A 22661-nucleotide genomic window follows, 5' to 3' on the forward strand; every position below is an offset into this window, starting at 1 on the left:
GAGCGGTAGTTCAGTCGGTTAGAATACCTGCCTGTCACGCAGGGGGTCGCGGGTTCGAGTCCCGTCCGTTCCGCCACCCTATTTAGGGGCGTAGTTCAATTGGTAGAGCACCGGTCTCCAAAACCGGGTGTTGGGGGTTCGAGTCCCTCCGCCCCTGCCAGAAATTATCCTTAGCTTCGGCTAAGGATTTTTTTTATCTTTTTTCCGGCGTAAAATCCCCCCTTTCATCACATCTTTCCTTTTGCAAAATTCTAAAAACCGCACGTTAAGTAATTACCGGAATCTTAAGTAGATCTTTTATGTTATTGTTTTTATCACTATTTTGCAGCCAAATAGCATAAAGCGGCCGGGAAAGCGTCGCGCTATCCAGCACCGGATGCAGATCGTTTTTTTCTTTAGCCCAGTTAACCGGTAACCAGGTGCATCCCTGCAATTCCGGCAGCATTTTTCTGGCGATATCGGCCGAGCTGGTTGTCAGCACAGGAATATCCTCTGGCGTCACCAACCCTGCTTCGTGCTGCTGGAAGTCCGGTCCCCACTCAAGTCTAAGATAATTAAGGCTGGTTTTACTGCGCTCCGGCAACGTGCAATAGAGGCCGAGGGCAAAATGTCCCAGTAACTGGCTCGAAAACTCGTCCATTTTGGGCGCTTCAGTGGTGATAAGCAGATCTAACTGACGTTCATGCAGCTGTTTAACCAGGGACTGTCGCTGAGCAATACGTGCCTCAAATTGCATAGAGCCTTTTTCCTGGTAAAGCCTTGTCAGCCACCCGGAAAGCATACACTCCCAAAGAGATGCGCTGGCGCCAATAGAGAAAAGGTTCTGGCGTGATGTCTGTGCGACATCTTTGCGGGCCGTCTGCCAGATGTTCATCAGGTTTTCGGCATACGGTAATAACCTTTCACCTGCTGCCGTCAGACGTATGTTATTGCGGTGACGAGTAAAAAGGTTAACACCCAGTTGGTTTTCCAGCTGACGGATACGAAAGCTCACCGCCGACTGTGTTAGATAAAGCGCTTCAGCCGCTCTGCCAAAATGGCGCGTTCGGCTGACTTCAAGAAAGGTTTTCAGCAAGTCGGTATCCACATCCCACTCCACAAAAAAATTTGTCGTAATGATTTAAATGTTTTGTTTTACACTCTGTCAAGCGTAACTAATACTCCGCGCCATAAATAGCTCGGCCAAGAGAATTAGGAGCGTGTAGGATGGCGGAAAGCTTTACGACGACTAATCGATTTTTCGACAACAAATATTATCCGCGCGGGTTCTCTCGCCATGGTGACTTCACCATTAAAGAAGCACAGCTGCTTGAGCGTCATGGCTATGCCTTTAATGAACTGGATCTGGGCAAACGTGAGCCTGTGACCACTGAAGAAAAACAGTTTGTTGAGGTCTGTCGCGGTATTCGCGAACCTGCTACTGAAGCAGAGCGCGTGTGGTCCAAATATATGACCCGAATTAAGCGTCCCAAGCGTTTCCATACCCTGTCTGGCGGCAAGCCGCAAATGGAAGGGATGGATGATTTCGTGGAAACGGATGACTAATTATAAATGGGGCGCAAGCCCCATTGTTTTATGTATCGCCTGCTGTCGGCTTAATGTGTATACGGCCTTTCATTCACGTTATGCCATCATGTTCTGCAAATGCGCCAGCATCCTGTCTATTGCGCGGTAACTCAGCGCTTCCATCAGATGTTCACGACTAATTTTTTCTTTCTGCTCACTATCAGCAATAGTGCGCGCCACTTTAAGTAAACGCTGCCAGGCGCGAACGGATAGCCCCAGTTTAATTAACGCGGCTTCCAGCCACTGCGCATCTTCCGGGCTAAGTATACAGAACTGGCGTATCTCCTTGTTATCCAGCATGGCATTGAGCTTCCCCTGCCGTGCAAACTGACGTTCGCGGCTTTGAATCACTCGCTCCCGCACGTGTGAACTGCTTTCGCCTGGCTGCCCCGCCTGACTAAGCATACCTGGCGGAGGAAGAGGAATTTCGAGCGAGATATCAAACCTGTCGAGAAAAGGACCTGAAAGACGGCCAAGATAACGTAGCGTTTGCTCCGGCGTGCAGCGGTTATGATTACCCTGATAGTGTCCTGTCGGGCTGGGATTCATAGCGGCGATAAGCTGAAAGCGTGCCGGATAGGTTAGTTTCGCCCGCGTCCGTGAAAGATGAATTCGCCCGGATTCGATGGGCTCGCGTAATGCATCCAGCACGCGCCGCTCAAATTCAGGTAGTTCATCCAGAAAAAGTACGCCGTTATGCGCGAGTGAAATCTCCCCGGGCGCAGGTATCGCTCCTCCACCCACCATGGCATTCAGCGAGGCGCTATGGTGAGGGGCTCTGAATGGCCTCTGACGCCACTGATGGTGCAAGGAGACGGAATTGACCAGACTAAGTATTGCAGCGCTCTCCAGTGCCTCCTGGTCGCTCAGAGGCGGTAGTAACCCATTGAGTCTGCTGGCGAGCATCGTTTTACCGGTGCCGGGTGGCCCAATAAACAGCAGGTTATGCCCACCTGCTGCCGTCAACTCCAGCGCGCGTTTGCCCTGCGGTTGCCCGATCACTTCGTTCAGGTCTCCCGCTGGCTCTCTGAATTCAAAGCCGGAAGGCGTGGCTGGTTCCAGCGTGGTTTTCCCTTCCAGAAAAGCGCACACCTCCTGTAGATGATGAGCGACAAGGCAGCCCTCCTTGTTAATGAGTCCGACTTCGGGTGCATTGTCATGTGCGACGATAATTTTCCTTTGACACCCAAGCGCCTCCATAGCCGCTGAAATTGCGCCGGGTACCCCTCTCAGCGCGCCTGTGAGCGCGAGCTCTCCTACAAATTCATATTCACCAATATGCGATGCGCTCAGTTGCTCAGAAGCAGCGAGAAGCGCTATCGCAATCGGCAGATCATATCGTCCCCCTTCTTTTGGCAGATCGGCCGGGGCGAGGTTGATAGTGATCTTTTTAGCCGGGAAATCATAACCACTGTTGATAAGCGCGCTACGTACCCGATCCCGGGCTTCTTTAACCGTGGTTTCTGGCAGGCCGACAATCGTCAGGCCGGGCAGCCCTGCGCTGATATGTACCTCGACTGTTACCAACGGCGCTTTAACGCCAAGCGCCGCTCGGGTATGGATAATTGATAGCGACATAACCCCTCCTCAGACCGGAATCATCGCCAGGATGAAGACGTTGATCGAGTCGTAATTCACGATTTTTCGGCGCAGATAGCAATCTTTTGCTGCAAGAAAATGCAAACTTTCAATTTGCCCGAGACGTCTCGCAAAAGCGTAATAAGTTTTAGGAAGGGCATTGCGCCGTACAGCGCGATCGCTAAAAATCCTGAAAAAATTTCAGTTAACGCTACTGGTTGATTACATTGGGTTTTAATAGATTTGCTGAATGTATTGCAGTGCCGCGTCATAAATATTTCTTGTCACAGCTTTGTTCTCTGTGATAACTCTTTAGGTATTCCTTCGAATATGACGTAAGTACATACAGAAATGACAACCCTTCTACTAGTGATTAGCCTGGTCGTGATTAGCGTGGTGGTGATTATTAACCCACCGTGCGGGGCTGCACTCGGAAGAAGAAAGGCTTAGAAATCAAGCCTGAATCATCGAAAACCCCCGCACCGAAAGGTCCGGGGGTTTTTTTATGACCTAAAAATTAAGCGAGGAACAGAAAATGAGTAGTAGCATAAAATTCTGTTGTCCGCATTGTAAGGCGGGGAACTAACTATGAATGGTGCACAGTGGGTGGTACATGCTTTGCGAGCTCAGGGAGTGGATACGGTTTTTGGCTATCCGGGCGGGGCAATAATGCCGGTTTATGATGCGTTATACGACGGCGGCGTGGAACACCTACTGTGTCGGCACGAGCAGGGCGCAGCAATGGCTGCCATCGGCTATGCACGTGCCACGGGTAAAACTGGCGTGTGTATCGCGACCTCCGGGCCAGGCGCTACCAACCTGATCACGGGCCTAGCGGATGCGCTGCTGGATTCGGTTCCCATTGTCGCTATCACGGGCCAGGTCGCGGCGCCACTTATCGGTACGGATGCTTTTCAGGAAGTCGACGTACTCGGTTTATCGCTTGCCTGTACCAAACACAGCTTTCTCGTGGAGTCGCTGGAAGAGCTGCCGGAAATCATGGCGCATGCTTTTCATCTGGCGAGCTCAGGGCGCCCTGGGCCGGTCCTGATTGATATTCCTAAAGATATTCAACTGGCCAGCGGGGAACTCGAGCCATGGCTTTCCAGTGTCGAGGACACGTTTGTTGTTCCTCAGGCGGAGCTGGAGCAGGCGCGTACATTACTGAGCCAGGCTGAAAAACCGATGCTCTATGTGGGCGGTGGCGTTGGCATGGCGCAGGCGGTACCTGCGCTGCGCGAATTCATGGCACAAACGCAAATCCCCTGCGCAGTCACCCTTAAGGGGCTTGGCGCGGTTGAAGCGAGCTATCCGGGCTACCTGGGGATGCTGGGCATGCACGGCACCAAAGCCGCGAACCTGGCGGTGCAGGAGTGCGATTTGTTGATAGCGGTCGGCGCACGCTTTGACGATCGCGTCACCGGTAAGCTCAATACCTTTGCTCCCCACGCCAAAGTTATCCATATGGATATCGATCCGGCAGAGCTGAACAAGCTGCGTCAGGCGCATGTCGGGCTGCCGGGCGATCTCAACGCGTTATTACCTGCGCTGCAACGCCCGATGGCGATCAACGCCTGGCGCGAGCGCGTCGCGGCGCTGCGAAGTGAACATGACTGGCGTTACGATCATCCAGGCGAAGGCATTTTTGCGCCATTGTTGTTAAAACAACTCTCGGACCGCAAGCCAGCGAATAGCGTTGTGACTACCGATGTAGGCCAGCATCAGATGTGGGCGGCGCAGCACATGCGCTTCAGTCGTCCGGAAAATTTCATTACGTCAAGCGGTCTCGGCACCATGGGATTCGGGCTGCCGGCCGCGGTAGGCGCACAAGTGGCGCGCCCGGAAGATACCGTTATCTGCGTGACCGGCGATGGTTCATTCATGATGAACATCCAGGAGCTGGGTACCGTAAAACGCAAGCAACTGCCGCTGAAGATAGTCCTGCTGGATAACCAGCGCCTGGGAATGGTGCGCCAGTGGCAGCAGCTTTTCTTTTCGGAGCGTTACAGCGAGACGAATCTGTCTGACAACCCTGATTTTCTGACGCTGGCCAGCGCCTTTGGCATAGCCGGTCAACGCATCACCCGTAAAGACCAGGTAGAAGCCGCGCTGGAAACGATGTTCAACAGCGAAGGCCCTTATTTGCTGCACGTTTCAATCGATGAAGCTGAAAACGTCTGGCCTCTGGTGCCTCCTGGCGCCAGCAACTCACAAATGCTGGAGAAAATATCATGATGCAACATCAACTCGCCGTACAGGCTCGCTTTCGCCCGGAAACCCTGGAACGTGTGCTGCGCGTGGTGCGTCACCGTGGCTTTCAAATTTGCGCCATGAATATGGCGGCGTGCGCCAATGCGGAAAATATAAATATTGAGCTGACCGTTGCCAGCCCGCGTCCAGTCGAATTACTGTTTAGTCAGCTAAGCAAACTGGTCGATGTCGCGTGCGTCGAGATCCAGCAACCAACATCACAACAAATCCGCGCCTGAGCGCAAAAGGAAGAAGAAAAATGACGACGAAAAAAGCTGATTACATTTGGTTCAACGGCGAAATGGTTCCCTGGGGCGAGGCGAAGGTTCACGTCATGTCTCATGCGTTGCACTACGGTACATCAGTCTTTGAAGGGATCCGTTGCTACGATTCGCACAAAGGTCCGGTCGTGTTCCGCCATCGTGAACATATGCAGCGCCTGCGTGATTCCGCCAAGATTTATCGCTTCCCGGTTAGCCAGTCTGTTGATGAGTTAATGGAAGCCTGCCGTCAGGTCATTCGCGAAAACAAACTCACCAGCGCGTACATCCGTCCGCTGGTTTTCGTGGGCGATGTCGGTATGGGTGTTAACCCGCCTGAGGGCTACAAAACAGACGTCATTATCGCCGCGTTCCCGTGGGGCGCGTATCTGGGTGCGGAAGCGCTGGATCAGGGCATTGACGCGATGGTTTCTTCATGGAACCGCGCGGCGCCAAATACCATTCCTACCGCTGCAAAAGCGGGCGGTAACTACCTTTCCTCCCTGTTAGTCGGCAGCGAAGCGCGTCGTCACGGTTATCAGGAAGGTATCGCGCTGGATGTTCACGGTTATATCTCTGAAGGCGCAGGCGAAAACCTGTTTGAAGTTAAAGATGGCGTGATTTATACCCCGCCGTTTACCTCTTCCGCGCTGCCAGGCATCACCCGTGACGCCATCATCAAGCTGGCCAAAGAGATGGGCATTGAAGTTCGCGAGCAGGTGCTCTCCCGTGAGTCTCTATACCTGGCGGATGAAGTGTTTATGTCCGGCACCGCGGCGGAAATCACGCCGGTGCGCAGCGTTGACGGCATTCAGGTAGGCGAAGGCCGCTGTGGTCCGGTCACCAAACGCGTTCAGCAGGCATTCTTTGGCCTGTTCACGGGTGAGACCGAAGATAAATGGGGCTGGCTGGACCAGGTTAACCCGTAAGCACAATAACACCTGCACGGGCGGCATCAGCCGCCCGGCTTTTGTAGAGACTGGAGTGAAAAAGCATGCCTAAGTACCGTTCTGCCACCACCACGCACGGCCGCAATATGGCGGGCGCCCGCGCCTTATGGCGCGCCACGGGAATGACCGATGCCGATTTCGGCAAGCCAATTATAGCGGTTGTAAACTCCTTTACTCAGTTTGTGCCGGGCCATGTGCATCTGCGCGATCTGGGCAAACTGGTTGCGGAGCAAATCGAGGCAGCTGGCGGCGTGGCGAAAGAGTTCAATACCATCGCTGTGGATGACGGCATCGCCATGGGACACGGCGGTATGCTCTATTCACTGCCGTCTCGCGAGCTTATTGCTGACTCCGTAGAGTACATGGTGAACGCCCATTGTGCGGACGCCATGGTTTGTATCTCCAACTGCGACAAAATCACCCCCGGGATGCTGATGGCTTCCCTGCGGTTGAACATTCCGGTGATTTTCGTCTCCGGCGGTCCGATGGAAGCCGGTAAAACCAAACTTTCCGATCAGATAATTAAACTTGATCTGGTCGATGCGATGATTCAGGGCGCGAACCCACATGTCAGCGACGAGCAGAGCGACCAGGTTGAACGCTCCGCCTGCCCAACCTGCGGCTCCTGCTCCGGCATGTTCACCGCCAACTCCATGAACTGCCTGACCGAGGCGCTGGGCCTGTCGCAGCCGGGCAATGGCTCGCTGCTGGCGACCCACGCTGACCGTAAAGATCTCTTCATCAATGCGGGCAAACGCATCGTTTCGCTCACCAAACGCTATTACGAGCAGGATGACGCCAGCGTATTGCCGCGCAATATCGCGAACAAAGCGGCGTTTGAAAACGCCATGACGCTCGATATCGCGATGGGCGGCTCCACTAATACCGTTCTGCATCTGCTCGCCGCGGCGCAGGAGGCGGAAATCGACTTCACGATGAGCGACATCGACCGCCTTTCCCGCAAAGTGCCGCAGCTGTGCAAAGTCGCGCCTAGCACCCAGAAATACCATATGGAAGATGTTCACCGCGCGGGCGGGGTCATCGGCATTCTCGGAGAACTGGATCGCGCAGGTCTTCTGAACCGCGACGTGAATAACGTGCTGGGACTGACGTTGCCGCAGACGCTTGAACAGTACGACGTCACGCTCACCCAGGATAATGCGGTGAAAGAGATGTACCGCGCAGGGCCTGCCGGCATTCGTACCACGCAGGCGTTTTCGCAATCCTGCCGCTGGGACTCGCTGGACGATGACCGTCAGGAGGGCTGCATCCGCTCGCTGGAACATGCCTACAGCCAGGACGGCGGTCTTGCGGTGCTGTATGGCAACTTCGCAGAAAACGGCTGCATCGTGAAAACGGCGGGCGTCGACGAAGGCAGCCTGGTTTTCCGCGGCCCGGCGAAAGTCTATGAAAGCCAGGACGACGCGGTAGAAGCGATCCTCGGCGGTAAAGTCGTCGCGGGCGATGTGGTGGTGATCCGCTACGAAGGGCCGAAGGGCGGTCCGGGTATGCAGGAGATGCTCTACCCGACCAGCTTCCTGAAATCAATGGGCCTCGGTAAAGCCTGCGCGCTTATCACCGATGGCCGTTTCTCTGGCGGTACCTCCGGGCTTTCCATCGGTCATGTCTCGCCGGAAGCCGCCAGCGGCGGCAACATCGCGCTGATTGAAGACGGCGATATGATAGCGATTGATATCCCGAACCGTGGCATCCAGCTCGAAGTGAGCGATCAAGAACTTGCCGCGCGTCGTGAAGCGCAGGACGCCCGCGGTGCTGACGCCTGGACGCCGCGTAACCGTGAACGTCAGGTTTCTTTCGCATTGCGCGCTTACGCAAGCCTCGCCACCAGCGCCGATAAAGGCGCCGTGCGCGATAAATCGAAGCTGGGAGGCTGATAATGGCCGAGTCGCAACCCCTTTCCGCCGCCCCTTGCGGGGCGGAATATCTGCGCGCCGTGCTGCGCTCTCCGGTCTATGAAGTGGCGCAGGTTACGCCGCTGCAAAAGATGGAAAAGCTGTCGGCACGGCTGAATAACGTGGTGCTGGTAAAGCGCGAAGACCGCCAGCCGGTGCACAGCTTTAAGCTGCGCGGCGCTTACGCCATGATGGCGCATCTCACCGATGAGCAGAAAGCGCGCGGCGTCATTACCGCCTCTGCGGGCAACCATGCGCAGGGCGTGGCGCTCTCGGCATCACGGCTGGGCATTAAATCGCTCATTGTCATGCCGGTCACCACGGCGGATATCAAAGTGGATGCGGTACGCGGCTTTGGCGGTGAAGTGCTTCTGCATGGCGCGAACTTCGATGAGGCGAAAGCTCATGCGATTTCGCTCTCTCAGCAGGGATTTACTTACGTGCCGCCGTTCGATCATCCGGCTGTTATCGCCGGGCAGGGGACGCTGGCGCTGGAGCTGCTCCAGCAGGATGCGCATATCGATCGCGTATTTGTACCGGTCGGTGGCGGCGGTCTGGCAGCGGGTGTCGCGGTGTTGATCAAACAACTGATGCCGCAGATCAAAGTGATCGCCGTCGAAGCCGCCGACTCCGCCTGTCTGAAAGCGGCGCTGGAGGCCGGGCATCCTGTCGATTTGCCACGCGTCGGGCTGTTTGCGGAAGGCGTGGCGGTAAAACGTATTGGCGATGAGACGTTCCGTGTCTGTCAGGAATATCTCGACGACATCATCACCGTAGACAGCGACGCTATCTGCGCGGCGATGAAGGATCTGTTTGAAGATGTCCGCGCCGTGGCGGAGCCTTCCGGCGCGCTGGCGCTGGCGGGCATGAAAAAGTACGTCGCGCAGCATGATATTCGCGGCGAGCGTCTGGCCCATGTGCTCTCTGGCGCCAACGTGAATTTCCACGGGTTGCGTTACGTCTCGGAACGCTGCGAGCTGGGCGAACAGCGCGAGGCGCTGCTGGCGGTGACGATCCCGGAAGAGAAAGGCAGCTTTCTGAAGTTCTGCCAGTTGCTGGGCGGGCGTGCGGTCACGGAGTTTAACTACCGCTTCGCCGATGCCAAAGACGCCTGCATTTTCGTTGGCGTGCGGCTCAGCCGGGGGCTGGAAGAGCGGCATGAAATTATCGCGCAGTTAACCGGCGATGGTTATGGCGTGGTGGACCTCTCCGATGACGAAATGGCGAAGCTGCATGTGCGCTATATGGTCGGCGGGCGCCCTTCGCGGCCGTTGCGTGAGCGACTGTACAGCTTTGAATTTCCGGAGGCGCCGGGCGCGCTGCTGCGTTTTCTGCAGACGCTCGGCACACACTGGAACATTTCGCTGTTCCATTACCGCAGCCATGGCACCGACTACGGACGCGTGCTGGCGGCCTTTGAACTCAGCGAACATGAGCCGGATTTCGAAACCCGGCTTAACGAGCTTGGCTACGAGTGCCATGACGAAACCGGCAACCCGGCGTTTCGGTTCTTTCTTGCGGGTTAACGGTAGCCTGGCAGGAGTTTCCAGAAGGCTTCAACAAGCGGCTCATGCAGCCGCTTTTTTTGTGCGCAGACGCCAAGCTCGAACGGCGTTTTTTCATCGCTGCGCTCAAGTATCAGCACGCGGTTGCGTACAGGCTCCGGGCTATTTTCCAGCACCACTTCCGGTATCAGCGCCACGCCGCAGCCCAGCGCCACCATCGACACCATCGCTTCATGCCCGGCGACCGTCGCGTAAATAAACGGATTACTGATTTTATGGCGGCGAAACCAGAGTTCGATACGCCGCCGCACCGGGCCTTGATCCGGCATGATAAATGGCACCTTGGCCCAGTCCGGCTCCGGTGCGGAAACCTGCGCGCGCACCGGGCAAGGCAGCGCGGGCGCTATCAGCACCACGCTGAGGTTTTCCAGCATCGAAAACGCGACCGCGGCAGGCAGCGCTTGCGGCTTACCTGCGATGGCAATGTCGGCCTCGCCAGAATTAACCTTTTCCACGGCGTCAGCGGCGTCACCCGTCGTCAGCTTAATTTCTACCGAAGGGTGTTCGGCGCGAAAGCGATCCAGGATTGGCGGAAGATGGCTGTAAGCCGCTGTCACTGAGCAAAACAGATGCAGCTCGCCTGAGAGTGTCGGCCCCTGCTGGTCGATAGCGTGACGTAACTGCTGATATTGCAGCAGCGTCTGTTGCGCGAACTGGCGCATCGCTTCGCCCGCTTCGGTCAGCGTGACGGCGCGGTTATCGCGAATAAACAGCGGCTGGGCCAGATCCTCTTCCAGCCGCTGGATCTGGCGCGACAGCGTCGAAGGGCTAACGTGCATGGCCCGCGCGCTGCGGCCAAAATGTCGGCTTTCCGCCAGGTGCAGGAACATTTTCAGATCGCGTAGATCCATGGAGGCGACTCCCTGAGATGGCGTTGCGGAAAACGCAACGTGATGTTGTTAATATATCAATTTCCGCAACGAATTTCCTGTCATATAGTGGTCTTAACCGGTTTCAGGTTACCGGTGTGCCAGCTTTCTCTGACCAGGCTCGCAACCCTGGGGCCCTGGGCTCGCGAAAACGCCGTCTTCCTGTAACCTGAAATCTGTACCGTCGCTTTTGACGACGCAATAAACCGAACAATAAGACAATACAACATCACGAGGTATCACCATGGCTAACTACTTCAATACTTTGAATTTGCGTCAGCAACTGGCGCAACTGGGTAAATGCCGCTTCATGGCGCGCGACGAATTCGCCGACGGGGCAGGCTACCTCAAAGGTAAAAAAGTAGTCATCGTGGGGTGCGGCGCGCAGGGCCTCAACCAGGGCCTGAACATGCGTGATTCCGGGCTGGACGTTTCCTACGCCCTGCGTAAAGAGGCTATCGCCGAGAAGCGCGCCTCCTGGCGCAAAGCGACAGAAAACGGTTTTCAGGTGGGCACTTATGAAGAGCTGATCCCGCAGGCGGATCTGGTGGTTAACCTGACGCCGGACAAACAGCACTCTGACGTTGTTCGCGCCGTGCAGCCGCTGATGAAAGACGGCGCTGCGCTGGGCTATTCCCATGGTTTTAATATCGTTGAAGTGGGCGAGCAGATCCGTAAAGACATCACCGTGGTGATGGTGGCACCGAAGTGTCCGGGTACTGAAGTCCGTGAAGAGTACAAGCGTGGTTTCGGCGTGCCGACGCTTATCGCGGTACACCCGGAAAACGATCCGAAAGGCGAAGGCATGGCTATCGCGAAAGCGTGGGCGGCGGCAACCGGCGGTCACCGCGCGGGCGTGCTGGAATCGTCTTTCGTTGCGGAAGTGAAATCTGACCTGATGGGCGAGCAGACTATTCTGTGCGGTATGTTACAGGCTGGCTCTCTGCTGTGCTTCGACAAGCTGGTGGAAGAGGGTACCGACCCGGCTTATGCAGAAAAACTGATCCAGTTCGGCTGGGAAACTATCACGGAAGCGCTGAAGCAGGGCGGCATCACGCTGATGATGGATCGCCTCTCCAACCCGGCGAAACTGCGCGCTTACGCGCTCTCCGAACAGCTGAAAACGATTATGGCGCCGCTGTTCCAGAAACATATGGACGACATCATTTCCGGCGAATTCTCTTCCGGCATGATGGCGGACTGGGCGAATGACGATAAGAAACTGCTGACCTGGCGCGAAGAGACTGGCAAAACCGCGTTTGAAAACGCGCCGCAGTTCGAAGGCAAAATCAGCGAGCAGGAGTATTTCGATAAAGGCGTGCTGATGATCGCGATGGTGAAAGCAGGCGTTGAGCTGGCGTTCGAAACCATGGTGGCCGCTGGCATCATCGAAGAGTCTGCTTACTATGAGTCTTTGCATGAGCTGCCGCTTATTGCCAACACCATTGCCCGTAAGCGTCTGTACGAAATGAACGTGGTTATCTCGGATACCGCGGAATATGGCAACTATCTGTTTGCTAACGCTGCCGTGCCGCTGTTGAAAGACTTTATGACCAAACTGCAGCCGGGCGATCTGGGTAAAGCCGTAGAAGGCACCGCGGTGGATAACGCGCAGTTGCGTGATGTTAACGATGCGATTCGCAGTCACGAGATCGAAAAAGTGGGGCATAAACTGCGCGGTTATATGACCGACATGAAGCGTATCGCGGTTGCTGGTTAAGCGTTGCCACTGAAAGGTGGGTGCGTTTCACTTACCCACCCTACGAAAAGTGACCGCCCTTTTGTAGGGCGGGTAAGCACCGCGCACCCGCCGCAAGTGTGGCGATTAAAAGGTGGGTGCGTTTCACTTACCCACCCTACGACGGCTGACCGCCCTTTTGTAGGGCGGGTAAGCATCGCGCACCCGCCGTGAAGCGATGAAACGTTTTGCGCAATCAACACCAGAAAAAAGGCCTTCTCATGGAGAAGGCCTTTTTATCAGTTACGGTACAGCACTTTAATGATGTGGTAGCCAAACTGCGTATGCAGCGGGCCGGTCGGCTCCAGCACCGGGCAGGAGAACACCACTTTATCGAAAGCCGGCACCATCTGGCCCTGGCGGAATTCACCTAAATGACCGCCTTTTTTGCCTGACGGGCAAATAGAGTGCTTTTTGGCCAGCTTTTCGAAATCGCCGCCGTTTTTAATTTGCTCCAGCAGATCCAGTGCCAGTTTTTCTTCTTTAACAAGGATATGCAGTGCTGCTGCTGTTTTTGCCATGATCGTGCCTTGAGTGGGGTTGATAACGCTGGCTATACTACCACGCGTTTTTCTCCCTTCGTACTCTCGTACCTGCTGTGGGGAGCCGCCTTCTCCTCTGACTTTCACTGAGTAATTTATGCGTCTGAACCCCGCCCAACAACAAGCCGTCGAATTCGTCACTGGTCCCTGCCTGGTGCTGGCGGGTGCTGGCTCCGGTAAAACCCGTGTCATCACCAACAAAATCGCACATCTGATCCGCGGCTGCGGCTATCAGGCGCGTCATATCGCGGCGGTCACTTTTACCAACAAAGCCGCGCGTGAGATGAAAGAGCGTGTAGCCCAGACGATGGGGCGCAAAGAGGCGCGCGGGCTGATGATTTCGACCTTCCACACGCTGGGCCTGGAAATCATCAAGCGCGAGTACGCGGCGCTGGACATGAAATCCAATTTTTCGCTGTTTGACGATACCGATCAGATGGCGCTTATCAAAGAGCTGACCGAAGGGTTAGTGGAAAACGATAAAGTGCTGTTACAACAGCTCATTTCCACTATCTCGAACTGGAAAAACGATCTGCTGAGCCCGCCGCAGGCCGCCGCCCGTGCTATCGGCGAGCGTGAGCGCATCTTCGCGCACTGCTACAGCCTGTACGACGCGCATCTGAAAGCCTGTAACGTGCTCGATTTCGACGATCTGATCCTGCTGCCGACGCTGCTGTTGCAGCGTAATGAAGAGGTGCGAGAGCGCTGGCAGAATCGCATTCGCTACTTGCTGGTGGATGAATATCAGGACACCAACACCAGCCAGTATGAGCTGGTGAAACTGCTGGTGGGCAGCCGCGCGCGCTTTACTGTGGTGGGAGACGATGACCAGTCGATCTACTCCTGGCGCGGCGCGCGTCCGCAGAACCTGGTGCTGCTAAGCGAGGATTTTCCGGCGCTTCAGGTGATTAAACTCGAGCAGAACTACCGCTCCTCAGGGCGTATTCTCAAAGCGGCTAACATTCTCATCGCCAACAACCCGCACGTTTTCGAGAAAAAACTCTTTTCCGAGCTGGGTTACGGCACAGAGCTAAAAGTACTGACCGCCAACCATGAAGATCACGAGGCGGAGCGCGTTACCGGCGAGCTTATCGCGCATCACTTTATCAATAAGACCCAGTACAAGGATTACGCCATCCTGTATCGCGGCAATCATCAGTCGCGGGTGTTTGAAAAGATGCTGATGCAAAACCGCATTCCGTATCGTATTTCCGGCGGCACGTCGTTCTTCTCACGCCCGGAAATCAAAGATTTGCTGGCTTACCTTCGCGTGCTGACTAACCCGGACGACGACAGCGCCTTTCTGCGCATCGTGAATACGCCGAAGCGTGAAATCGGCCCGGCAACGCTGCAAAAGCTCGGCGAGTGGGCGAATCAGCGCAATAAAAGCTTATTCACGGCCAGTTTTGATATGGGGCTTGCCCAGACGCTGAGCGGGCGCGGGTATGAATCGCTAACGCGCTTCACCAGCTGGCTTCAGGACGTGGCTGTACTCTCTGAACGTGAACCGGTGGCGGCGGTACGCGATCTTATTCGCGGCATCGATTATGAAGCCTGGCTGTTTGAAACCTCGCCCAGCCCGAAAGCGGCTGAAATGCGCATGAAGAACGTCAACCAGCTCTTTAGCTGGATGACGGAAATGCTCGAAGGCACCGATCTCGACGAGCCGATGACGCTAACGCAGGTTGTCACGCGCTTTACGCTGCGCGATATGATGGAGCGCGGCGAAAGCGATGAAGAGCTCGATCAGGTACAGCTCATGACCCTGCACGCCTCGAAAGGGCTGGAGTTCCCCTATGTGTTCCTGGTCGGTATGGAAGAGGGGCTATTGCCGCACCAGAGCAGCATTGATGAAGACAATATCGATGAAGAGCGGCGTCTCGCCTATGTGGGCATCACGCGCGCGCAGAAAGAGCTGACCTTTACGCTGTGCAAAGAGCGCCGTCAATATGGCGAGCTGGTGCGCCCCGAGCCGAGCCGCTTTCTGCTGGAACTCCCGCAGGACGATCTACACTGGGAGACCGAGCGTAAAGTAGTCACGCCGCAGGAGCGGATGCAAAAAGGCCAGGCGAATGTGGCGAATATCAAAGCCATGCTGGCGAAGGCGCGCGGCGGGTAACGCCGCGGGCATCGTGCTGGTAATAAAAAACCGCCCCTGGAGGCGGTTTTTTTATGCGCTGAACGTTACTGCACGTCGAGCTGCCAGTGTACGTAGCTTTGCCAGAGCTGCTCCTGCCCTAACATTTCCGCCCCCAGCGGGTGAATGGAAAACCAGTCCTGCGGGAGCGTGGCCGTGAGCGTTTCATCGCGCGCGGTGAGTGTGACCTCAGGCAGCATATCGTCGCGCCGACGACTGGCGAAGATAATCGCCAGACGCAACAGACGACAAAGCCGTTCGGCCACGCGCAGCGGGACGGCGTTTTGCTGTTGCAGCGCGGAGAGATCGACCGTGCCGGTCTGGTTCAGCAGCAGCGTCGCCAGCAGCTTTTTCTGCGCGGGCGTGAAGCCCGGCAAATCCAGATTATTCACCAGATAAGCGGCGTGCTGGGGCGCGCGTTTGAAATCGACCGCCAGGCCCACTTCATGCAGCAGGCTGGCGCTGTGCAGCAGCGCACGGCTGAGATCGTCAAGCGCCCATTCGCGCTCCACGCTGACGGCAAACCGCTCCGCCAGCTGCGCCACGCGCCCGGCCTGGGCGATATCCACCATAAAACGCCGCTGAATGTTTTTCAGCGTGCGGTTGCGAATATCCTGATCCACCGCCAGATGCAGCATGCCGTACACCAGCCCCTCGCGCAGCGCGCCGCCGGCAAGCGTCATGCACTCGATCTCAAGCTCGCTGAAAATGGCGATAAGAATGGCAAGCCCGCTCGGGAAAACCAGCGCGCGCTCCAGCGTCAGGCCCTCGATTTCTAGCTCCTCAAGGCGACCGCAGTGGATAGCGCGCGCCTTGAGTTGCTGGAGTTTCGCAAGCGTGATGCGCTCGTCCATGCCCTGCGCCATCATGATTTCCTGTAGCGCCTGTACGGTGCCGGAGGCCCCGACGCAGATCTTCCAGCCCTGGCCGCGCAGTTGCGCGATAACCGGTTGCAGGATATCGCGGGCGGCCTGTTCGGCACTGGCGAAATGCTCCTGCGTCAGGCTACGGTCGGTAAAGAAACGCTCAAGGAAGGTCACGCAGCCCATTGGCAGGCTAAAAAGCGAGGTTGCCCGCGCGCCGGTGCCGGTCACAAGCTCCGTACTGGCGCCGCCGATGTCGACAACCAGACGCCTGTCGGCGCCGCCGGTAGTGTGCGCCACGCCCTGATAAATCAGGCGCGCTTCTTCTTCGCCAGCAATAACCTGAACCGGGCAACCAAGAATTTCCTGGGCGCGGGCGACGAAAATATCGGCATTGGTGGCAAGGCGCAGCGTCGCGGTGGCGACTACGCGGATTTGCGATGGGGGAATATCCTGAAGGCGTTCCGCGAACAGGCGCAGGCATTGCCAGCCGCGCTCCATGGCGTCCGCCGAGAGGGCATTGTCGGCGCCGAGGCCCGCCGCGAGGCGGACCTTGCGTTTCACACGCGTGAGCGTCTGAATGCTCCCGGCCACCTCACGTACCACCAGCATATGAAAGCTGTTCGAACCGAGGTCGATTGCCGCATACAGTGAGGAGGTGCCGGGCATAGCGTTTATCCTGTACGACGACGGTTACGCGGCGCGCCGGAACGACGCGGGCCATTGCCGGTACGCGGACGCGACAGGCGCTTCGGCGGCGGCAGTTCGCTTAACAGCGCATCCGGGTTGTATTTACTTACCGGAATAGAGTGGCCAATATAGGTTTCAATCGCCGGCAGGTTCAGGGCGTACTCTTCACAGGCGAGGCTGATGGAGTGGCCGCTGGCGCCCGCACGACCGGTACGGCCAATGCGATGCACATAGTCTTCGCAGTCATCCGGAAGATCGTAGTTAAAGACGTGCGTTACGGCAGGAATATGCAGGCCGCGCGCCGCGACATCCGTTGCGACCAGAATATCGATATCGCCGCGGGTGAATTCATCCAGAATACGCAGGCGTTTTTTCTGCGCCACGTCGCCCGTCAACAGGCCAACGCGATGACCGTCTGCCGCCAGATGGCCCCAGATGTCTTCGCAACGGTGTTTGGTATTGGCGAAAATAATGGCGCGATCCGGCCACTCTTCTTCAATCAGCGTCTGGAGCAGGCGCATTTTCTCTTCGTTAGACGGATAGAAAAGCTCTTCTTTAATACGGTGGCCCGTTTTCTGCTCCGGCTCAACTTCGACATATTCCGCGTTGTTCATCTGCTCGAACGCCAGTTCGCGCACACGGTAAGAGAGCGTAGCGGAAAACAGCATATTGAGACGCTGCGCGGCGGCTGGCATACGGCGGAACAGCCAGCGGATATCTTTGATAAAGCCCAGATCGTACATGCGATCGGCTTCGTCGAGCACCACGACCTGAATCGCGCCCAGGTTGACGTGGTTTTGTTTGGTGTAATCGATAAGACGGCCGGTGGTGCCGATCAGAATATCGACGCCGCTTTCCAGCACTTTGAGTTGTTTGTCGTAGCCGTCGCCGCCGTAGGCGAGACCCAGCTTAAGACCGGTGGCTTCAGCCAGCGGCTCTGCGTCGGAGTGAATCTGCACCGCCAGTTCGCGGGTCGGCGCCATAATCAGGGCGCGCGGTTGATTCACCTGGCGATCTTCCGCCGCAGGGTGAGAGAGTAAATAGTGAAACGTTGACGTTAAAAACGCCATCGTTTTGCCGGTACCGGTTTGCGCCTGCCCTGCAACGTCACGGCCCGCGAGCGTTAACGGGAGTGCCAGAGCCTGGATAGGAGTGCAGTTATAAAACCCTTTTTTCTCAAGGGCTTGAACTACAACAGGGTGCAGGGCGAAGTCGGAAAACTTCTGTTCAGTCAAGTGTGTTTTGCTCATAGTGTGGTAGAATATCAGCTAACTATTGCTTTACGAAAGCGTATCCGGTGAAATAAAGTCAACCTTATGTTGGTTAATGCTACACCAACATGACAGGCCTAATCTTTGGAGTAAAACATGAGCGATAAAATTATTCACCTGACTGACGACAGTTTCGACACGGATGTACTTAAAGCGGACGGGTTGACGCTGGTTGATTTCTGGGCAGAATGGTGTGGTCCGTGCAAGATGATCGCCCCTATCCTTGATGAAATCGCTGATGAATATCAGGGCAAACTGACGGTTGCCAAGCTGAACATCGACCAGAACCCGGGCACGGCGCCGAAATACGGTATCCGCGGTATCCCGACTCTGCTGCTGTTCAAAAACGGTGAAGTAGCGGCGACCAAAGTGGGTGCGCTGTCTAAAGGCCAACTGAAAGAGTTCCTCGACGCCAACCTGGCGTAATGGTTCCCCGCCGGGGCGATCACGGTTCCTAAATACTCAGGACCGCTGGACGCCCGGCTTCAGTCATGCTAACTTAATTTTTGACTTCAATTTAAACTTACCTTTTAGTTTGAATCTTGTAATACCCGACGCTTCCCGCCCGTGACAATGTCAATACCGAGACCGGTAGGCGAGAAGAGCATTAACTCCGGGACTTATCACTCATTCCGTCTTGTCGTTTCAGTTCTGCGTTCCTTACCTGCAACCAGGCAACGAACAGACATGAGATGAAGCCCGTTAACAGGCATGGATGACCCTGCCATACCATTCACAACATTACGTTCGAGATTTACCCCGAGTTTAAGAACCCACCACTATGAATCTTACCGAATTAAAGAATACGCCGGTTTCTGAGCTGATTACTCTCGGCGAAAATATGGGACTGGAAAACCTGGCCCGCATGCGCAAACAGGATATTATTTTCGCCATCCTGAAACAGCATGCGAAGAGTGGCGAAGATATCTTTGGCGACGGTGTGCTGGAGATATTGCAGGATGGCTTCGGCTTCCTCCGTTCTGCAGACAGCTCCTACCTCGCCGGTCCCGACGACATCTACGTTTCTCCCAGCCAAATCCGCCGTTTCAACCTCCGTACAGGGGATACCATCTCCGGTAAGATTCGTCCGCCGAAAGAAGGCGAGCGCTACTTCGCGCTGTTGAAAGTGAACGAAGTCAACTTCGATAAACCGGAAAACGCACGTAATAAGATCCTGTTCGAAAACTTAACGCCGCTGCACGCGAACTCTCGTCTGCGCATGGAGCGCGGCAATGGGTCGACCGAAGATTTGACGGCGCGCGTGCTGGATCTGGCATCCCCGATCGGCCGCGGTCAGCGTGGTCTTATCGTGGCGCCGCCGAAAGCGGGTAAAACCATGCTGCTGCAGAACATCGCGCAGAGCATCGCCTATAACCATCCGGATTGCGTCCTGATGGTGCTGCTCATCGACGAACGTCCGGAAGAAGTCACCGAGATGCAGCGTCTGGTGAAAGGCGAAGTGGTTGCCTCCACGTTTGACGAACCGGCTTCCCGCCACGTTCAGGTCGCCGAGATGGTTATCGAGAAGGCCAAGCGCCTGGTCGAGCACAAAAAAGACGTTATCATTCTGCTCGACTCCATCACCCGTCTGGCGCGCGCTTACAACACCGTCGTGCCGGCCTCCGGCAAAGTACTGACCGGCGGTGTGGACGCGAACGCCTTGCATCGTCCGAAGCGTTTCTTCGGTGCGGCGCGTAACGTGGAAGAGGGCGGCAGCCTGACCATCATTGCGACTGCTCTGATTGATACCGGCTCGAAAATGGATGAAGTTATCTACGAAGAGTTTAAAGGCACCGGTAACATGGAACTGCACCTCTCTCGTAAGATCGCGGAAAAACGCGTCTTCCCGGCTATCGATTACAACCGTTCCGGTACCCGTAAAGAAGAGCTGCTGACGACTCAGGAAGAACTGCAGAAAATGTGGATCCTGCGTAAAATCATTCACCCGATGGGTGAGATCGACGCGATGGAATTCCTCATTAATAAACTGGCGATGACCAAAACTAACGACGAATTCTTCGACATGATGAAACGTTCGTAGTTAGCGGGAACTCGGGGAACGCCACGTCACGACGTGGCGTTTTTCTTTGTTGCTCTATACGATAGGCAGCAGGCGCGATCTTTACAGGATTTACAGTAAAGGCGCGCCAGTTTTTAGCTGGTCTGAGCTATGTTTATCTTACTGAATAATAATTAGTCTGTTCAGGGATGAGGGGCGGAGGAGTGCTTAGAAAGCCTGACTGCCGCAGTTATACTTCCTCCGGACTTAACGTTTGCAGAGAGCGCACACTGTGAATTTAGTTACCGTTGGTACTGAGCTAATCAGTATTTTTTTATTCACATTTGTTTTTCTTTTTTTTGCACGAAAGCTGGGCAAAAGGGTTGGTCTGGTCGATAAACCCAACTTCCGTAAGCGCCATCAGGGGCTTATCCCGCTCGTGGGCGGCATCTCCGTCTACGCAGGCATCTGCTTTACCTTTTTCATTGCGGACTACTACATTCCTCATGCGGCGTTATACCTGGCGAGCGCCGGGGTGCTAGTGTTTGTCGGCGCGCTGGATGACCGTTATGACATCAGCGTGAAAATCCGCGCCGTTATCCAGGCCGTAATCGGCGTGGTGATGATGACGGTAGGCGGGCTCTATCTGCGAAGCCTCGGGTATATTTTCGGCTCATGGGAGATGGTGCTGGGGCCGTTTGGGTATTTCCTGACGCTGTTCGCCGTCTGGGCGGCAATTAACGCTTTCAACATGGTTGACGGCATCGACGGTCTGCTGGGCGGGCTCTCGTGCGTCTCTTTCGCGGCCATCGGGATGATCCTGTGGTTCGACGGACAGACCAGCCTGTCGATGTGGTGCTTCGCCATGATAGCCGCCATCCTTCCTTATATCCTGCTCAATCTCGGCGCCTTCGGGCGGCGCTATAAAGTCTTTATGGGCGATGCGGGCAGTACGCTTATCGGTTTTACTGTTATCTGGATCCTGCTGGAAACCACGCAGGGGAAAACGCATCCGATAAGCCCGGTGACCGCGCTCTGGATCATCGCGATTCCGCTGATGGACATGATAGCCATCATGTACCGCCGCCTGCGTAAAGGTATGAGTCCGTTCTCACCGGACCGCCAGCACATTCATCATCTGATCATGCGCGCCGGTTTTACTTCTCGCCAGGCGTTTGTCCTGATTACGCTCGCCGCCGCGCTGCTGGCTGGTATTGGCGTGGCATCGGAATATGCGGCTCATATTATCCCTGAGTGGGTAATGTTGGCATTATTCTTGCTAGCATTTTTCTTCTACGGCTACTGTATCAAACGGGCATGGAAAGTGGCGCGCTTTATCAAACGCGTTAAGCGTCGCATTAAGCGCGGAAGCAACAAGCCCACCGCTAATTAAAGAAAAACGGGGACGTGATGAATCAAAAAGTGCCGGGCACTCCGCCAGGAGTGGCAGATAATGAGCTGGATATTCGTGGTCTGTTCCGAACGCTGTGGGCAGGGAAATTCTGGATAGTCGGCATGGCCGTGCTGTTTGCGCTGGTCGCGCTCACTTACACGTTCTTCGCGCGCCAGGAGTGGAGCGCGATGGCCATCACCGACCGACCCACCGTCAACATGCTGGGCGGCTACTATTCGCAGCAGCAGTTCCTGCGCAACCTGGATGCGAAAGCCAACCTGGTGCCGGCGGATCAACCCTCGGTGATGGACGACGCTTATAAAGAATTCATCATGCAGCTCTCCGCCTGGGATACCCGCCGCGATTTCTGGTTGCAGACGGACTATTACAAACAGCGTCAGGTCGGCAACAGCAAAGCGGACGCCGCGCTGCTGGATGAGTTTATCGACAATATTCAGTTCACCGCGGGCGACGTGACCCGCAATCAAAACGATAATATTCGGTTGATCGCGGAAACCGCGCCGGATGCCAATAACCTGCTGCGTCAGTACATCGCGTTCGCCAGCCAGCGGGCCGCCAGCCATCTCAACGATGAGCTGAAAGGCGCCTGGGCGGCGCGCACCGTGCAGATGAAAGCGCAAGTGAAGCGTCAGGAAGCCGTCGCGAAATCTATTTTCGATCGTCGCGTGCATAACGTTCAGCAGGCGTTGCAGGTGGCGGAACAACACAACATTTCTCGCAGCGAAACGGACGTTCCCGCAGATGAGCTGCCGGATTCTGAACTGTTCATGCTGGGTCGCCCGCTGTTGCAGGCGCGTCTGGAAAATCTCCAGGCGGTAGGGCCGACCTATGACATCGACTACGACCAGAACCGGGCGATGCTGGCGACGCTGAACGTAGGGCCGACGCTGGACCCGCGCTTTCAGACCTATCGCTATCTGCGCACGCCGGAAGAACCGGTTAAACGCGACAGCCCACGTCGCGCGTTCCTGATGATCATGTGGGGAGCTGTTGGGGCGTTGACTGGCGCTGGCGTGGCTCTGGTCCGCCGCCGTCGCACCGCATAAGCACGCGTCC

19 protein-coding genes and 1 tRNA gene are annotated in these 22661 nt (G+C 55.9%); 14 read left to right on the forward strand and 6 right to left on the reverse strand.

What is annotated here, in order from left to right:
• Positions 1-84: 84 nt before the first annotated feature.
• Positions 85-160 (forward strand) — tRNA-Trp (locus tag AACV31_RS07350).
• A 105-nt stretch (positions 161-265) separates the two neighbouring features.
• Here AACV31_RS07350 and hdfR read toward each other — a convergent pair.
• Positions 266-1099: an HTH-type transcriptional regulator HdfR gene (gene hdfR, locus AACV31_RS07355; protein ID WP_199778680.1), complete on the reverse strand. Its 834-nt coding sequence runs from the start codon at positions 1097-1099 to the stop codon at positions 266-268.
• Between the two features lie 107 nt (positions 1100-1206).
• On the opposite strand from hdfR, the gene AACV31_RS07360 reads away from it, so the two are divergent.
• Entirely contained in the window at positions 1207-1545 is a 339-nt protein-coding gene (locus AACV31_RS07360; RefSeq protein ID WP_075198594.1) for a DUF413 domain-containing protein, read from the forward strand.
• A 78-nt stretch (positions 1546-1623) separates the two neighbouring features.
• Here AACV31_RS07360 and AACV31_RS07365 read toward each other — a convergent pair whose 3' ends face one another.
• Entirely contained in the window at positions 1624-3144 is a 1521-nt protein-coding gene (locus AACV31_RS07365) for a YifB family Mg chelatase-like AAA ATPase (protein WP_165156809.1), read from the reverse strand.
• 351 nt (positions 3145-3495) lie between these two features.
• Here AACV31_RS07365 and ilvL point away from each other — a divergent pair, with 351 nt between their 5' ends.
• The 6 genes from ilvL to ilvA all read left to right on the forward strand — a co-directional run bounded on the left by ilvL (position 3496) and on the right by ilvA (position 10043).
• Entirely contained in the window at positions 3496-3594 is a 99-nt protein-coding gene (gene ilvL / locus AACV31_RS07370; RefSeq protein WP_071601137.1) for an ilv operon leader peptide, read from the forward strand.
• A gap of 138 nt (positions 3595-3732) precedes the next feature.
• On the forward strand, positions 3733-5379 hold the full coding sequence (gene ilvG, locus AACV31_RS07375) for an acetolactate synthase 2 catalytic subunit (protein WP_161590088.1): 1647 nt from the start codon (positions 3733-3735) through the stop codon (positions 5377-5379).
• Complete coding sequence (ilvM, locus tag AACV31_RS07380; protein ID WP_007766319.1) at positions 5376-5633, forward strand: acetolactate synthase 2 small subunit; 258 nt, start codon at positions 5376-5378, stop codon at positions 5631-5633. The genes ilvG and ilvM overlap by 4 nt, the downstream gene beginning before the upstream one ends.
• A 20-nt stretch (positions 5634-5653) precedes the next feature.
• On the forward strand, positions 5654-6583 hold the full coding sequence (locus tag AACV31_RS07385; protein WP_007766320.1) for a branched-chain amino acid transaminase: 930 nt from the start codon (positions 5654-5656) through the stop codon (positions 6581-6583).
• 65 nt (positions 6584-6648) lie between these two features.
• A complete protein-coding gene (ilvD, locus tag AACV31_RS07390; RefSeq protein WP_165156807.1) occupies positions 6649-8499 on the forward strand; it encodes a dihydroxy-acid dehydratase in 1851 nt (616 codons plus the stop codon).
• 2 nt (positions 8500-8501) lie between these two features.
• Positions 8502-10043 (forward strand): threonine ammonia-lyase, biosynthetic, encoded by a 1542-nt coding sequence (ilvA, locus tag AACV31_RS07395; RefSeq protein ID WP_105582238.1) that lies wholly within the window; start codon positions 8502-8504, stop codon positions 10041-10043.
• Here ilvA and ilvY read toward each other — a convergent pair.
• Positions 10040-10933 (reverse strand): HTH-type transcriptional activator IlvY, encoded by an 894-nt coding sequence (gene ilvY / locus AACV31_RS07400; protein ID WP_165156805.1) that lies wholly within the window; start codon positions 10931-10933, stop codon positions 10040-10042. The two genes, ilvA and ilvY, sit on opposite strands and share 4 nt — an antisense overlap.
• 262 nt (positions 10934-11195) lie before the next feature.
• Here ilvY and ilvC point away from each other — a divergent pair, with 262 nt between their 5' ends.
• Complete coding sequence (ilvC, locus tag AACV31_RS07405; protein ID WP_007766326.1) at positions 11196-12671, forward strand: ketol-acid reductoisomerase; 1476 nt, start codon at positions 11196-11198, stop codon at positions 12669-12671.
• 257 nt (positions 12672-12928) lie between these two features.
• Here the strand turns inward: ilvC and ppiC are convergent, their stop codons facing one another.
• Positions 12929-13210, reverse strand: coding sequence for a peptidylprolyl isomerase PpiC (ppiC, locus tag AACV31_RS07410; protein ID WP_001140255.1), 282 nt, complete (start codon positions 13208-13210; stop codon positions 12929-12931).
• 118 nt (positions 13211-13328) lie between these two features.
• Between ppiC and rep the strand changes: the two genes are divergently transcribed.
• The gene (rep, locus tag AACV31_RS07415; protein WP_165156803.1) at positions 13329-15350 is read left to right on the forward strand and encodes a DNA helicase Rep; all 2022 of its coding nucleotides are present in this window, start codon (positions 13329-13331) and stop codon (positions 15348-15350) included.
• A 65-nt stretch (positions 15351-15415) separates the two neighbouring features.
• On the opposite strand, the gene gppA is transcribed toward rep, so the two are convergent.
• Positions 15416-16900: a guanosine-5'-triphosphate,3'-diphosphate diphosphatase gene (gene gppA / locus AACV31_RS07420; protein ID WP_105582236.1), complete on the reverse strand. Its 1485-nt coding sequence runs from the start codon at positions 16898-16900 to the stop codon at positions 15416-15418.
• A gap of 5 nt (positions 16901-16905) precedes the next feature.
• Complete coding sequence (rhlB, locus tag AACV31_RS07425; RefSeq protein ID WP_075198604.1) at positions 16906-18171, reverse strand: ATP-dependent RNA helicase RhlB; 1266 nt, start codon at positions 18169-18171, stop codon at positions 16906-16908.
• Between the two features lie 117 nt (positions 18172-18288).
• On the opposite strand from rhlB, the gene trxA reads away from it, so the two are divergent.
• The 4 genes from trxA to wzzE all read left to right on the forward strand — a co-directional run bounded on the left by trxA (position 18289) and on the right by wzzE (position 22651).
• Positions 18289-18618 carry a thioredoxin TrxA gene (gene trxA / locus AACV31_RS07430; protein ID WP_004386384.1) on the forward strand — a complete coding sequence of 110 codons (330 nt, stop codon included), beginning with the start codon at positions 18289-18291 and terminating at the stop codon, positions 18616-18618.
• 355 nt (positions 18619-18973) lie between these two features.
• Positions 18974-20233, forward strand: a complete 1260-nt coding sequence (rho, locus tag AACV31_RS07435; RefSeq protein WP_004386383.1) for a transcription termination factor Rho — start codon at positions 18974-18976, stop codon at positions 20231-20233.
• 250 nt (positions 20234-20483) lie between these two features.
• Positions 20484-21584, forward strand: a complete 1101-nt coding sequence (wecA, locus tag AACV31_RS07440) for a UDP-N-acetylglucosamine--undecaprenyl-phosphate N-acetylglucosaminephosphotransferase (protein ID WP_007766338.1) — start codon at positions 20484-20486, stop codon at positions 21582-21584.
• 17 nt (positions 21585-21601) lie between these two features.
• Complete coding sequence (gene wzzE, locus AACV31_RS07445; RefSeq protein ID WP_032807042.1) at positions 21602-22651, forward strand: ECA polysaccharide chain length modulation protein; 1050 nt, start codon at positions 21602-21604, stop codon at positions 22649-22651.
• The last annotated feature ends 10 nt before the right edge of the window (positions 22652-22661 follow it).

This window comes from Cronobacter sp. EKM101R, from assembly GCF_963888145.1.
In the GTDB taxonomy this organism is placed as follows: Bacteria; Pseudomonadota; Gammaproteobacteria; order Enterobacterales; family Enterobacteriaceae; genus Cronobacter; species Cronobacter turicensis.